9 protein-coding genes are annotated in these 14,342 nt (G+C 43.1%); 2 read left to right on the top strand and 7 right to left on the bottom strand.

The genetic code is table 11. The features are described 5' to 3' along the window. Nucleotides 1–469: 469 nt before the first annotated feature. Nucleotides 470–3,385, top strand: coding sequence for a TonB-dependent receptor plug domain-containing protein (locus QSH61_RS13210; protein ID WP_174169953.1), 2,916 nt, complete (start codon nucleotides 470–472; stop codon nucleotides 3,383–3,385). 296 nt (nucleotides 3,386–3,681) lie between these two features. Here QSH61_RS13210 and QSH61_RS13205 read toward each other — a convergent pair whose 3' ends face one another. Further along, on the bottom strand, nucleotides 3,682–6,018 hold the full coding sequence (locus QSH61_RS13205) for a helicase-related protein (protein WP_206473346.1): 2,337 nt from the start codon (nucleotides 6,016–6,018) through the stop codon (nucleotides 3,682–3,684). 182 nt (nucleotides 6,019–6,200) lie between these two features. Here QSH61_RS13205 and QSH61_RS13200 point away from each other — a divergent pair, with 182 nt between their 5' ends. Further along, nucleotides 6,201–7,031 carry a M90 family metallopeptidase gene (locus tag QSH61_RS13200; RefSeq protein WP_206473348.1) on the top strand — a complete coding sequence of 277 codons (831 nt, stop codon included), beginning with the start codon at nucleotides 6,201–6,203 and terminating at the stop codon, nucleotides 7,029–7,031. Between the two features lie 67 nt (nucleotides 7,032–7,098). Here the strand turns inward: QSH61_RS13200 and QSH61_RS13195 are convergent, their stop codons facing one another. The 6 genes from QSH61_RS13195 to olsF form a co-directional block, all read right to left on the bottom strand. Next, nucleotides 7,099–8,913: a DEAD/DEAH box helicase gene (locus tag QSH61_RS13195; protein ID WP_206473350.1), complete on the bottom strand. Its 1,815-nt coding sequence runs from the start codon at nucleotides 8,911–8,913 to the stop codon at nucleotides 7,099–7,101. Nucleotides 8,914–9,042: 129 nt separating this feature from the next. Continuing rightward, nucleotides 9,043–9,306, bottom strand: a complete 264-nt coding sequence (locus tag QSH61_RS13190; protein ID WP_010378880.1) for a GrxA family glutaredoxin — start codon at nucleotides 9,304–9,306, stop codon at nucleotides 9,043–9,045. Nucleotides 9,307–9,528: 222 nt separating this feature from the next. Then, nucleotides 9,529–9,807 (bottom strand): peptidylprolyl isomerase, encoded by a 279-nt coding sequence (locus QSH61_RS13185; RefSeq protein WP_039496854.1) that lies wholly within the window; start codon nucleotides 9,805–9,807, stop codon nucleotides 9,529–9,531. A gap of 59 nt (nucleotides 9,808–9,866) precedes the next feature. Continuing rightward, nucleotides 9,867–11,930, bottom strand: coding sequence for a TonB-dependent receptor plug domain-containing protein (locus QSH61_RS13180; protein ID WP_206473352.1), 2,064 nt, complete (start codon nucleotides 11,928–11,930; stop codon nucleotides 9,867–9,869). 109 nt (nucleotides 11,931–12,039) lie between these two features. Continuing rightward, the gene (locus tag QSH61_RS13175) at nucleotides 12,040–12,522 is read right to left on the bottom strand and encodes a TlpA family protein disulfide reductase (protein WP_206473354.1); all 483 of its coding nucleotides are present in this window, start codon (nucleotides 12,520–12,522) and stop codon (nucleotides 12,040–12,042) included. Between the two features lie 83 nt (nucleotides 12,523–12,605). After that, complete coding sequence (gene olsF, locus QSH61_RS13170; RefSeq protein WP_174169959.1) at nucleotides 12,606–14,327, bottom strand: bifunctional ornithine lipid synthase OlsF; 1,722 nt, start codon at nucleotides 14,325–14,327, stop codon at nucleotides 12,606–12,608. Nucleotides 14,328–14,342 lie beyond the last annotated feature (15 nt).

Below are 14,342 nucleotides of genomic sequence, written 5' to 3'. Positions count from 1 at the left end.
ATCGGCCTCTGTTGAGGTCGATTTTTTGTCTCAAAAATAAGTCCGAGTCCGATCTCACTAAACACTTTTCCTTAACAACTCCAACAGCGTATTGATTGCTTTTACACAGTGATGCTTACAATGAACAACTGATACATAGCAACACTTGATGGTCTAGTGCGATTTTTGTCCCCATATTGTTGCGCAAAGAAGGAAAGTTTGCGATGAATAACAAAATGGGTAAAAAAAAGTGAACTTATTTTTAATTTTATAACTTCATGAGTTATAAAGAGAAATTTGATATTTTATGTTAAAGTAGTGGTGTTTTACGTTTATTTTATGAAATGATTGTTGACCCTATGTTGGTACTAAAAGTAGTATAACCTTCGATACGATAAATCGACCAACTTTGGAAACAGGATTTGATTAATATTAAATTATTGTTTTCATATGGTTTTTGTATATATAAAAATAAAATCAGGGATCAATCATGTTTAATAATAAAGTAAGCAAAGCTGTTCGCTTAGCATTAGCTTTCGGAGCTGCATCAACAGCAGCATTCGCCAGTACAGCTGTTTCAGCTGAAGAACAGCAAGCCGAAGAAGGCGAGAGCGTTGAGCGCATCCAAGTAACTGGTTCGCGTATCAAGCGTTTTTCAGAAGTTGCACCTACTCCAGTTACTTCTATTACAGGTGTTGAGTTAGTAAACGCAGGTATTACTAACGTTGCAGACCTTCTTCAAAAACTTCCAGCTTCAGGTGTTGGTTCATCTCCAACAACTACTACAAACTCTATCTTCGGTGCGGGTATTAATACCACTGACTTACGCCAATTGGGCGAGGGTCGCACACTTGTACTTGTAAATGGTCGTCGTTATGTTGGTGCTTCTGTAGATAACCCTGCTGTAGACTTAAATGGTATCCCAACAGAAATGATCGAACGTATGGATGTTGTACACGGCGGTGCATCAGCAGTATACGGTTCTGATGCGGTTGCAGGTGTTGTAAACATCATTTTGAAGAAGTCTCAAGATACAATCGATTTTAACTATAAAAAATCTACTCCAGAACAAAGTGGCGGTGGTTCAGAATTCTTCTCATTCACTTTTGGTGATGAGGGTGAGAAAACAAGCTTTATTACAAGTTTGTCATACTCAGAAACAGAGCAATTGTCAGCAGAACAGCGTGACTTTTTACGTAACCCAGTAACGACTTTACGTAACCCAGACAACACAAGTGACAAAGATGGCTTGCCAGAGCGTGTACTTGCCGATGGTAAATGGGCGCAATACGGTGGACTTCAAACTTTAGGTATTTATGACCGTGCTGGTGATGCTTTTCTACCTGATGGTCACTTTGTATTTGGTGACAACGGGGAGCTAACTCCATTTGCGACAGGTGGAGGTCCACAGCCAGCTCCTAACGATCAACACCGTTATTTCGGTGATGAATTTGCTAATGGTTATAAATTTATTGAACACCAATATTTGGCAACGCCACTTAGACGTTTCAACGTATTTTCAAATGTTGTAAATAACTACCATGAAGACCACTCAATGAACTTCGAGATCTCATTCTCTAAGGCGAGTGCGTATTCTGAAAGTAGTCCAATTTTCTTATATAGTACCCTACGTGCGGATAACGCATTTTGGCACCCAGATGCAAAAGCACAGTTTGCAGAGGCAGGCTACGAAGATGACGACACAATCGGAGTATATAAACTAGCTCAGGGCTTTGGTAACCGTACTTATGAAGATGATCGTACTTCATTAAACACGACGCTTTCTTTCCAAGGTGTTTTGCTAGATGACTATGATTATGAAGTCTATTTCAGCTATGGTCGTAATAAAAACGACACAGTTTGGAATGGTGAATTCCTAGAAGAAAATTACAATAACGCGATCGATGCTGTGTTGATTGATGGTGTTGTTCGTTGTGCTAACCGTAATGAAGAAGGTGAACTTTTAGGTGCGTTGGATGGCTGTCAACCGCTTAGTCTGTTTGGCTTAAACGGTGCTTCTCAAGAAGCGATGGATTATGTGACTACATCGGCTTCAATCTCGAAAGTGAAACAACAGCAAATTATCGGTGGTGTACTATCTGGCTATGCGTTCGAAATGCCAGCCGGTGGCGTATCGTTTGCACTTAGTGCAGAGCACAGGAAAGAAACTGGTTCTAACAAACCAGGAGCTGCGATGCAAAATAACCTAGTATTTGGTAACTTTGTATATGGCTGGGAAGGATCTTTCACGGTTGATGAGATTGGTCTAGAGACTTCAATCCCTCTACTAGCAGACGCGCCATTTGTTGAGTCGTTGAGCCTAGAGCTTGCAGCTCGTTACATGGACTACTCGTCTGTTGGTGATAATGTTGCTTGGAAGGTTGGTTTCAACTATGCGGTAAATGACCAGTTACGTTTCCGTGCGACTAAATCGCAGTCAGTTCGTGCTCCTTCATTATCACAAATTCATGCAGCGGGTACTCAGTCATTTGCTCCGTATAGAGATCCATGTGACCAAGTTGAAATTGCAACCGCTGATGCTGAAAAGAAATCGAATATTATCGCAAACTGTAAAGCCGCGGGTATCCCTAACCCAGGTCCTTTAGAGTCAAATTGGAGACCATCTGTTGATTGGCGTGGTGTTACACCTCCAAGTGTGAATTCTGGTAATCCAAATCTAAAAGAAGAGACTTCTGACGATACATTGTTTGGTTTTATCTATACACCGACAGAAGACTTAACGTTAATTGTTGATTACTGGAGCTTCGATGTAGAAGACGCTATTGCATCTCTAGGTGCGCAGCGTGTGGTAAACGATTGTTACGAGGCATCGAGCCTTGATAACACATCTTGCGAGTTAGTAGACCGTGACCCAGCGACCAAAGAGATCTCAATTGTACGTAATGCACCATATAACTTAGCGTCTTATGCACTTAAAGGTGTTGATATCGAGTCAACATATAAGTATGAGACTGAGTTTGGTTCATTTGATTTCCGTCTACTTGCTACATACTTAGAGCACCGCGAGTTTAACACTGACGTTGCGAACGAAGAGTATGAATTTAACCCAACAGTTGGCGAAGTTAGATACCCTCGCTGGCAAGGTAACTTGACGATTGGCTACACATACGATGATTTGTATGTTGGTCTAATTGGTAAGTATCGTCATTCGACAGTAAACGATAGAAAGTGGACTGCTGAAGTCAATAACTACAATGACGTTCCTTCATATACTGAGTGGACATTGAATGCTCGCTATACAGTTAATGAAATGATTGAGGTCCGTGCTGGTGTAGCTAACCTATTTGATATTACACCACCGAGAAATCCAGGAACATATGATGAAGGTGAGTTCTTTGATGTTTACGGCCGTCGTCTAAACGTTGGTCTTAATATCCGATTCTAAAAATGAATTAACATACAAAAAGGGCTAACTTCGGTTAGCCCTTTTTTATTTCAGTATCCCAACCATAATATTGTGGAGGTTGGACAAAAATAAGTTAACCTGAACTTGGGATAAGAAGTTAGTTATTAAACTAAAATACCTAAGGTCAAAAGCGTAATATCACTCTAGCCAGAAGTTATTTCTTAATACAAGGCAAATTTGTGCGTCAATAGCTGGCCTATAGCAAGCAAATTTAACGCAGTAGTAAGGGATAACAGCTGCTAGAGAACAAGTTACTATCCCGAGTTCAGGTTAAGTTAAGTCACATCGACTACTCTACTCGCTTTACGATAGCGTATTTTAAAACCACTCCAGGCTGGCAATTCCCACCTCTTTGGTGCGCCTTTCCTTGTACCGTTGATATGAGTAAGCTCGATTCTTTTTCCTTTAAAGTTATAGCTTACCGCCATAGTCAGCTCTGGAATTGACCAGGTTAGCGGAAACTTTTCAATAAACGGTGTTAATTCCCACGCTTCAATTTCTTTGAATAACAAGTCTTGTTCGCTGATTAGTTCTATATCGTCATAGCTTTCTATACCAAGGGCCGTTAGCTTGTCACTTAAAAAGGAGTTGAGTGTGGGCACAAGTTCATCGCGCTCATGAAATTGGTAGAACAATGCAGTTTGCTCAATACTGGCTTCTATTTGCTTGGCCAAACCTGAAAAGAGCGTATTATTATGGATAAGAAATACTAAGGCATAAACAACATCCTTAGGCTTTTCAAGGCGCTTAGTTTGTTGGCCTAAAACCTCGTCACTGTAATGTGTAATAAACTCACCCCAAAGCTCACCATTATCAATATGGGCAGAGCGCAATGTTTGGTTGCCGAGGCCCATTTCAAGTAATTGCTTTTTCGTTAGTAGCGCATTACACATCGCGAGCGTCTTGGCTTGTTTGGTACCTTTACCTGCGAGAGAAAAAGTATCTAATACCAGTAATGCTTCTGCCTGTTCCGGTACGCGAGTATGGTTTGAAGGCATGACTTCAGCTAGGCCATTGTTAAAGCCGTTGCGACGGTTTTGCTTATTAATATAAACCCAGTGTGGCATTAGCTTAGCTAACTCAATGACCAGTTTGTCATGGTCAAAACTGGCTGCCTTATCTAAAGGCGGTAGTGCAAATGCTTCACGCAATTGCGTGCTAAATTGCTGTGCTTCTGTGAGCGCCTCAGGCGTAATATCAATTAATTCTTCAGTTTGTCCTCTCACCACCGCGATAGCGATTTCTATATCTGAGCCTCGAGTAAATCGGCTATTTAATCTTGTTAAACGCTCTACATCATTAGGTAGCTGGTAGACTCGGGCTGGCACAGACAGTAGCGAAATAAGGTCAATAGCCGCTTGGCGTAGCGTGTTTGAAGCCAATTTATGGATCACATAACCAAACTCAAAATCGACGGGCAGCGGGTACAGCAGCTTGCCAAGCGGAGTTGCTATATTTTGTTCGTCAATGGCTTCTAATGTAATTAGCTGTTGTTTAGCTTTATTTAGTGAGCTTTCTGGGAGTGGGTCGATAAAATCAATAGACGAAATGCCCGTTGTTGCGCAGCCCGCCGCAAGTACAAGCTCTGCCAATGATTCTCTTTGGATCTCAGGCGGGGTGCTGTCTATCAATGGCGCGTATTGGCCATATAACCGGATACATAGTCCCGGTTGCGTGCGTCCTGCGCGTCCTAGACGTTGCTTTGCCGAATCTCTTGCAATCGCATCTAAGCCTAATACGGTTTTTCCAAGGCGCAAATGAGTACGACGCTCAAGCCCTGAGTCAATTACGCAAGTGACATTGGGAATAGTGAGCGAGGTTTCGGCAACATTGGTTGCGAGAATAATTCGACGTGTACTTTGTGCGGTTAATGCAATGCGCTGAGCTTCTGGGCTGCAGCCACTATATAAACCAACGATAGTCGCTGGCAGCGCTTTTACTTTAGCTAAGCTTGCTTGGATCTCGGCCTTGCCAGGTAAAAAGACCAAAATATCGCCCTGGCAATGTTCCAATGCGTATTGGCAAGCTGCAAAAACTCGAGTATCGAGTTGCTCTTTTTGGGGCATAGTTCTTGGATCGGGCGCGTGAAAACACTCTTCAACGGGGTAAATGAATCCTTCTGACTCTAAGATAGGGGCGCCTAAATAAGAGGCTAACTTTTGGCTGTTTAACGTTGCCGAGGTAACAATTAGCTTGTGCGATTGAGCCTGTTTTAAGAGCGCTAATAATAAGTCCATGTCCCAGCGTCTTTCATGAAACTCATCCAACATAACGACGCTGAATTCTGCAAGTTTGCTCTCAAAAAACCACCTTAATGCCACACCAGGCGTTGCATAAACTACCTGAGTGTCTGGTGAAAACTTCCCCTCAAACCGAATAGCAAAGCCCACCTTTTCGCCAAGCGGTGAGCCACTTTGAGCCGCGAGATATTCAGCTAAAGAGGTACAAGCAATACGCCGAGGCTCAATGACTAATACTCTGCCATGTTGTGAGGCCCAGAGCGGAAGTTGGGTTGATTTGCCAGAACCTGTTGTGGCACATACAACAATCGCATTTTGTTCGCTTAGTGTTTGAGTAAACTGAGGCTGTAAAGATTCAATGGGTAAAGACATAGCAGTTCATTTGCATTTTTTCGCCATAGTAACAAAGTTTGCTTGAAAAAGTCGGAGTCAGTACCAATTAATATTTGACGGATTATTCAACCTGAACTCGGAATAAGAAGTTAGGGAACTGATATAAAATACGCCTTCTAACATTATTCCTAGTTCAGGTTATTTTATAAAGGCCAACAGCCATGATAGAAATAGTGCTTATTATCGGCCTTATTCTATTTGTTTCTCTGTATTGGAACTGGGAAAAAATTCAAAGACTGCAGTGGCAATGTAAATACCAAGATCAAACGCTGAGCGCCTCAGATAAGCAAGTATTGCTAAAATACATGCCTATCTATCGTAAGATGACAGATGTTGACCGCGCACAGCTGGAAAAACATATTGTATGGTTTCTTGGCGAGAAACGGGTGTTGGGTAGAGATGGGTTAACGGTGTCACGGCCGATGACTTTAATTATTGCCGCAGATGCCTGTTTACTGGTTCTTAAGCAAGCTTGGCCGTTATATCCCAACGTCAAAGAAATATTACTCTATCCCAGTAGCTATTACGCGCCACAAACCTCTAGAGATGGTGCAGGTTTGGTTAGTTTTCACCAAACAGTTCGTCAAGGAGAGTCTTGGCCTGGAGGTACTTTAGTGCTGAGTTGGCACGATGTACTTGAGGGAAATCGATTGCCTGAGGATGGCCACAACTTGGTGTTTCATGAGTTTGCCCATCAACTTGACCAACAAACTGGTGCGACGAATGGAACGCCTGCGTTACCTGTAGGAATGAGTTACCAAGACTGGGGGAGGGTGCTATCAAAGGCTTACCAGCACTTAAAAATGCAGCTGTCTTACAATATGCCCCATGCTATTCATTCATACGGCGCAACAAACGAAGCGGAGTTTTTCGCCGTGGTAACAGAAACCTTTATTGAAAAGCCCCATGAACTCAAACAGGAAAACCCAGAACTATATAATTTGTTAAAAGACTACTATCAGTTTGAACCAAGAGATTGGCAACAACATTAAAGCATAACTGACGCTAGCTAAAATAAAAAAACCGCTCGGTTGAGCGGCTTTTTCTTAAGAGCTTCGATTAAGAAAAGCTAATTTCTTTTCTTTCGCGTTTTTCTCTTCTTTGACCTTCAGGACGGCGTTTATCACCACCGCCACTACGTGGGTCTTTAAAGCTACGCTTACGATCTCTTTGCTCTTCGCCTCTGCCTTGACCTTGGTCGGCAGGGTGAGTGCTCTTAGTCATGTTCATAGGGCGTTGACAGATGTGGACGCTCTTGAAGTGGCTAAGTACATCACTTGGCATATTTTGCGGCAATTGAACCGTGCTGTGTTCATTGAACAGACGGATCTCACCGATGAATTTGCTTGAGATATCTGCTTCGTTTGCGATAGCACCAACGATGTTCTTAACCTGAACACCATGATCACGACCTACTTCGATACGGTAAGTATCCATTGGACCTGATGCACGGTCACGGCTACGAGATTTGCGTTCACCACGTTCACCACGGCTACCATCTCTGTCGCGACGCTCGCCACGACGGTCGTCACGTTCTCTACGCTCACGCTGTTGAATTTGAATATCTTCAACTTTCAGCGGCGTTTGCTGCTGTGCAAGACACAATAGCGCTGCTGCTAAGTCTTCTTGGCTCAGTTCTAGCTTTTGTGCAAGGCCTGATGCGACTTTTGAGAAGAACTCAATGTCTTTGTGCTCAAGCGCTGTAGAGATCTTAGTCTCTAATGCACCAATACGCTTTTCTTCAACGACTTTCGCACTTGGTAATTCAACCTGTGCAATATCAGAGCGCGTATGGCGCATGATGTTCTTAAGTAAATAACGCTCGTTGTTCTTAACGAACAAGATTGCTTTACCTTGACGACCAGCACGGCCGGTACGACCGATACGGTGAACATAAGCTTCACAGTCTTGTGGGATATCGTAGTTAACAACAAGGCTTAGACGTTCTACGTCAAGACCACGTGCTGCAACGTCGGTTGCGATAACGATATCTAGCAAGCCGTTCTTAAGACGGTCTACTGTGCGCTCACGCGCCTGTTGGTTCATGTCGCCGTTGAGCGGTGCAGCTGAGAAGCCTTCACGTTCTAGTAGCTCTGCAAGCTGAACAGTGTCATTACGTGTACGTACGAACACGATAGCACCGTCGTAATCTTCCGCTTCTAAGAAACGTACGATAGCTTTGTTTTTGTGTGCAGTTGCACGCCAGTAAACTTGCTCGATCGTAGATACTGTAGAGTTACGCGGAGTGATCTTAACTTGTTCAGCATTGTCTAAATATTTATTACAGATTGATTGGATCTGCTTAGGCATAGTCGCAGAGAACAAACAAGTTTGCTTCTCTTCCGGTGTTTTCTCCATGATGCTTTCAACATCATCGATAAAGCCCATGCGTAGCATTTCATCAGCTTCATCAAGTACAAGTGCGTTTAGACCAGAAAGGTCAATCGTCTTGCGGTTGATGTGATCAATCAAACGACCTGGTGTCGCCACAATAATTTGGGCACCACGGCGTAGAGCACTTAGCTGAATGCCATAGCTTTGACCACCATAAAGCGCTAGTACTTCAACGCCTTTAGTATATTTAGCATATTGCTGAAATGCTTCAGCAACTTGAATAGCTAGCTCACGCGTTGGCGTAAGCACAAGAATTTGCGGTTGTTTAACGGATGCGTCTACTTGGTTTAACAATGGCAGTGCAAATGCTGCCGTTTTACCTGTACCCGTCTGCGCTAGTCCCAGTACGTCTTTTCTTTCTAGCAATAACGGTATACATTGAGCTTGGATCTCAGAAGGTGTTTTATATCCCAGCTCTTCGACTGCTTTTAAGATTGCAGGAGAAAGGTCTAAAGATTCAAACGTAACTGGTTCTGACATTAATGCGCCTCAACTATTTTAAAGAGGCGCGCATTGTACAGGAAAGATAAAATAAAAGCTTGCATAAAATCACACTATTTTATATGTGCCTGATATTGGTTAAAATTTAATCTATGTGATTTTGCTAATTTACTGGTAAAGGCCTAAATTTGCTTTTGCATAGGCTTCAAATTCAGTAAAGCCGCCAATGTGATCTTGGTCGATAAAAATCTGTGGTACGGTAGGGCAAGGTTTACCCGCTGACTTTTCAAGATCGGCTTTGCTTACGCCTTCCTTGATAATGTCAACATAGCGAAAATTGAAGTCATCGCGCTCTTGCGTTAAACGCTCAGCCACTTCTTTTGCACGAACACAAAACGGGCAACCTTCACGACCAAAAATAACAGTAAACATATTCTTTCTCCTAAATGAACCTGAACTTCGGATAATTAATGCCTTTCTAGCAGCCAGTTTTAGCGCTAACTGCGTTGAATTCACTTCCAATAGCCAGCTATTGGTGCGTAAATTCGCCTGGTTATCTCCAAAACTCTCTGGCTAGAATGATTAACTTCAGTATAGAGGATTAATCATGAAGGTAAATTGAATTAAAATGATGAGATTAATCCAAAAAAGCGATTAACTCCGATAGACGGTTTTGATCAAGTGGAAGCCGAACTTGGTTTTCACAGGGCCGTGCACTTCAAATAACGGCTTTTTGAATACCACATCGTCAAAGGCCTTCACCATATCCCCTTTATTGAACTCACCAAGGTCGCCACCGCGCTTTTTTGAAGGACAAAGGGAATATTGTTTAGCCAATTTGCCAAAGTCAGCACCTTTGGCTAGTTTGGCTTTGATGTCTAAACACTCTTTTTCGGTTTTTACTAAAATATGATAGGCGCACGCTTTAGGCATGAAGGGACTCTCATTAAAAAATAAATGCGATCATGCAGAGCTTGCGCGCCTATGGCAAGTTAAAATGTTACGCTGAAGCCAATAGAAGGACGCATTTCAAAGTCATCGCTTTCCTCTTCTATATATAAATCATTGATTGATTTGACTCTATCGTAGTCAAGGTCAACATAGGCAGTATTGTCTTGGCCATATGCATTCATTAGCTCCAAAATTAGCTTGCCATCGAGACCAAATAACTCTGTTTTGCGTTCAAAACGAATATCTAGGCGGTGATAAGTGTCAAAACGCTCTGAGAATGGGTCGCCATACACAGGCAAGTAGCGGTTCGCAAATTCAGGGTTCTCTTTTACACCCACAATTGGGGTGTAGGCTTGACCGCTGCGAGCGGTAAAGTTAAAGCCTCCAGACCACTTTTCACCAAAGTCATAGTGAAACACGGCATTCAGAATAAAAGGGGTATCGGCATAATAGTCACGCTTAATGCCGGTTAGCTCATCCTCACGTTCACTTTTTGCAAGGCTTACCGCAATCCAACCATACCAGTCATCGGTTTTGTTTTTGTTAACAATAAAATCAACACCGTAGGCTGTACCGGAAGTCCCATTGATGTAGTTTACTTGAGATAAGGGGGCGCTTTTTGGCAGATCATCCATGGTTTTATAATAGGTCTCGACGGAATATGACCACTCATTTTTCAACTCCTGCTTAAAACCTAAGGTATAGTGAGTTGAACGCTGTGCTTCAAGTTCCGGGTTACCAACAACAGGTAAAATGTATTCAAGGTCTTGAATGCGGCTGTAAGTGCCAGCCTTAGCTGAGATCACTGTGTCATCGTTATAGAAGTAATTGAGCGCAAGGCGTGGATGGACAATCGTCTCATCACTGTAGTCATAATATTCACCCACTATTCCTAGTTCACTTTGCCAGTTTGGTGAAAATTGCCAAACGTGATTAACCCCAATAAAGGCAGAATCTGTTCCAGCACTCGATGTGCCCTTAATCCTTTCACCTTTATTTAGATCACAGTCGGGGTCAAACTCAGTGCAAACATAATTAAAAGCGTCGTAGCGGTAGGTGGATTTTTTGTCGTAGTAGCCGGCATCTGCAATGACACGTTGCTCTTTATTTAGCTTATAACTGGCTCGTACTTTATAACTGAGTTGTTCTTCTTCAAAATTCTCAAAGTAGCCATCAGATAAAGTCGCGCGTTGACCGTAGCGCATGGTGGCTTGGTGATTGAGATAACCGACGCCTGCGCGAATATGTAAGTCTTTGGCGTAGTGGTCCCACAAAATGTTCTGACTATTAAATTTACGAATATAGCGAGCATCGCCCTGATATTCTGGAGTTTTAAGAGCAAGATCTGACGCACCTGAAAACCCAGCCGCAACCGAATCCTCCGCGCCATTGATATTTACCGTTAAGGTATTATTTGCATTGATATCCCACAGCCACTTGGCTTGATAGTCGTGATCATCCGGTGGATCGTTAATGGTGATCCCTGTTGGCTTGCCATCATCATCCTCAAGCTCCTCGCCATCACTGAAAAACAGCGGTAAGGTACTTTTTCTTGCTGACACATAGAATGCAGAATTTTCAGTTGCTTTACCTTCAACAAAAATACCTGCGTTAAACATGGTTAAATCAAGTGTGGTGGCAATATCTTGGTATTTTGGATTACGCAGCGTGACGTCAAATACGGCACCAGTGGCATTGCTGTAACTGGTACCAAATCCAGCAGAATTTAGCTGAAAATCTTGAATTGTATTGCGGTTGAAAATAGAGCTGCCGAAATCGTGAAAGATATATCCTGCGGGCATAAAGTCCACTTCAAAGATATTGTCGTCAGGAGAAGAGCCTCGCACGGCAGGTGCGCCCATAGATCCACCCGCAGCAACAACGCCAGGTAGAGCAAAAGCAGCCCTGAGCGGGTCGCCCATGGCTCCTGGCATGTCTACGAGTTTTTGCGCATCTTCGGTAATTTCTGAAATAACTGAGCTGCGTTTATAGATAACTTCGATGTGTTCAATTTTCTTCTCATCGGCTAATGCATGATTAGTAAGGGTAGTGCAGAGCACGAGGAGTGAAATTTTGCTGAGCGTAAAGTGTGGGGCGTGGCGCATGGTCGGCTTCCTATTCATCCTTTATTAAGATGTGCGTCAGCCTAAACGAAATAATTGTTGATTAATTTCAGAGAGTTGTAATTAACTGTAAGCGGTATACTGAGGTTTCTTACAATCTCGCTCGGATCCCTATCTCAGATGAGTAACCAACAGAGCGCTCGGTTATTTTGAAGTTTTCATCAAGTACATAATATGTAGGGTAAGCCTGCACTTTATACGCTTGTGCTGTGGTCTGATTACCGAGCAATACGGGCATGTCTAATTGTAGATCGCTGACAAACTTTGTTACTTCTTCAGTGGAACGATAATCCAACGCAATCGCCACCGCTTTGACTTTGCCTTGCTGATGTAGTTTATCAATATTTGGCATGCTCACTCGACATACGCCGCACCAAGGCGCAAAAAAATACACGACACTTTGTTGACCTTTAAGCTGAATAGACGAATAAGTTTGCTTGGATTGTAAAATGGGTAGGTGAAATGGCGGCGCCGTTTGCTCTCCCGAGTCGACAAGCATGTTTCTTTCTTGATAGGCTGAAACGGCGAAAAACACCAGCACAATGATGGCAGCTTGGCCAAGTAGCTTGAACATACTAATGATCCCGTGATAACAATAGGCAACAATAAAGACCGCAGTGTAGCGATCTTTATTGCAGCGGATCAATGTATTTGAGCTTAACCGTAGGGGTTGTCGCCTAGGTAGCGTTTCGCTTTTTGCTCTTTTAATTTCGCTAAGTCAACGAGTACCAGACCATCGATACAGTTATTAAAGTCGGGATCTATACTAAAGCTCAGAAAGTTCACGCCTTGCTCTTCGCAAAGCTCAGTATACTGTTTAAATAAGGTTGGTACTTGAGCACCCATATTAGCAAGAATATGTTTGAGCTCTGCGAAATCTTCTTTGATGTCATCGCCACTGAACATGTGTTGATAACGGTTAAGCTGATCATTACTTAGCTTCATTTCGTTGTTCGGCGTGGCGATACCTGCAAGGTTTGAAAAGTAATGTTGGTAGTGATAAACCAACATGGCTTTTGCTTCATCCGGTAACGCGTTTGAGAGGCTGACTGCACCAAACATATAACGGTGTTCTGGGTAGCGCTTTACGAATGCACCGATCCCATACCACAGGTAATCTAGGCTCTTGCGACCCCAGTACTTGGGCTGCACAAAGCTGCGACCAAGTTCGAGGCCTTTTTCGAAGTATGGGGCCATGGCTTCACTGTACGAAAACAAACTGTCGGTATAAAGCCCGGCTTGCCCTTGTTCTTCAATCACTTGCTTGGCACTTGCAAGGCGGTAGGCGCCCACCAACTCAAGCTGTTTCGTGTCCCATAACAACAAATGGTGGTAGTGCATATCGTATTTATCGATATCACGACGATTACCACTCCCTTCTCCCACGGCCCTAAAGGCAATTTCTCTAAGGCGTCCAAGCTCTCTAAATATCACCGAGCTGCCGGTGTATTGGTAAACGTATATTTGCATGCCATCGGGTGTTTCACCGATACATTCGCACGCTTCCACTGCCTTTTTAAGTTCTTTGCGATTTTCTGGAACTGCAATGGGGGTTTGTGTTTTGAGTGGCAGTGGCTTTTTACTGGCAAGGCGATAAAGTTGCTTGCGAATAAGCGCGACTATCTCTTTGTCTTTAAGGTTATCAATAAGATAAGATTCTGGAGGAATGCTGGCGCCTATTTCAAATTCTAGCGACTTTTGCCTTTGTTTAAACATCTCTTTGACCAATAATAAACTGGCTAAAGGCTTATAAATCATACTGGTGCCGTAAAAGAGCGGACTGTTTTTCGCTTTGATAAAAATGGGTAGAATGGGGCAGTTGGCTTTTTTAGCCATTCTTAAAAAGCCAGAGTTCCATTTGCAGTCTTTAATTCCGGTTGGGCTTAAGCGAGAAACTTCACCTGCTGGGAAGATAAGTAGCGCCCCCTCAGATTTTAAATGCTTGTGAATGTTTGCCAGCTCTTGCTTTTTACTGGTCCCTGAGAGGTTATCAACAGGCAGTAATAGTGGATGCATTGGTGTAACCGACATCAACATCCGGTTAGCAACAACCTTTAAGTCAGGCCGTACTTGCGCCAGCACTTTGATTAGTGCCAGTGCATCTAAAGAGCCAATAGGGTGGTTTGCGACGATCACCACCGGACCTTCGCTTGGGATATGCTCTATTTGCTTTGGTTTAAAGCGAGCGTCAAAATCTAACTCATCGAGCACCTGTTCAACAAACTCGAGCCCCTGCAAATGGGGGTAGGTGTCAGCAAACGCGACAAACTCTTGCTCATGCAAGAGATAACCAAGTCCTTTTTTTACTAAACCTTTTACCTTTGGGGAGTTTTCAAGTTGTGGAAGATTTGCTTCAATGACTTTATCTACACTGATCATTTTTCATCACCTGTT

The organism is Pseudoalteromonas sp. JC3 (assembly GCF_030291895.1).
Taxonomy (GTDB): Bacteria; Pseudomonadota; Gammaproteobacteria; order Enterobacterales; family Alteromonadaceae; genus Pseudoalteromonas.
This window is presented reverse-complemented; position numbering and strand designations above follow the sequence as displayed.

Bases quoted from the DNA above. Each gene is read 5' to 3' on its own strand.
- QSH61_RS13210 (WP_174169953.1), top strand. From the start codon at position 470: ATGTTTAATAATAAAGTAAGCAAAGCTGTTCGCTTAGCATTAGCTTTC.
- QSH61_RS13205 (WP_206473346.1), bottom strand. From the start codon at position 6,018: ATGTCTTTACCCATTGAATCTTTACAGCCTCAGTTTACTCAAACACTA.
- QSH61_RS13200 (WP_206473348.1), top strand. From the start codon at position 6,201: ATGATAGAAATAGTGCTTATTATCGGCCTTATTCTATTTGTTTCTCTG.
- QSH61_RS13195 (WP_206473350.1), bottom strand. From the start codon at position 8,913: ATGTCAGAACCAGTTACGTTTGAATCTTTAGACCTTTCTCCTGCAATC.
- QSH61_RS13190 (WP_010378880.1), bottom strand. From the start codon at position 9,306: ATGTTTACTGTTATTTTTGGTCGTGAAGGTTGCCCGTTTTGTGTTCGT.
- QSH61_RS13185 (WP_039496854.1), bottom strand. From the start codon at position 9,807: ATGCCTAAAGCGTGCGCCTATCATATTTTAGTAAAAACCGAAAAAGAG.
- QSH61_RS13180 (WP_206473352.1), bottom strand. From the start codon at position 11,930: ATGCGCCACGCCCCACACTTTACGCTCAGCAAAATTTCACTCCTCGTG.
- QSH61_RS13175 (WP_206473354.1), bottom strand. From the start codon at position 12,522: ATGTTCAAGCTACTTGGCCAAGCTGCCATCATTGTGCTGGTGTTTTTC.
- olsF (WP_174169959.1), bottom strand. From the start codon at position 14,327: ATGATCAGTGTAGATAAAGTCATTGAAGCAAATCTTCCACAACTTGAA.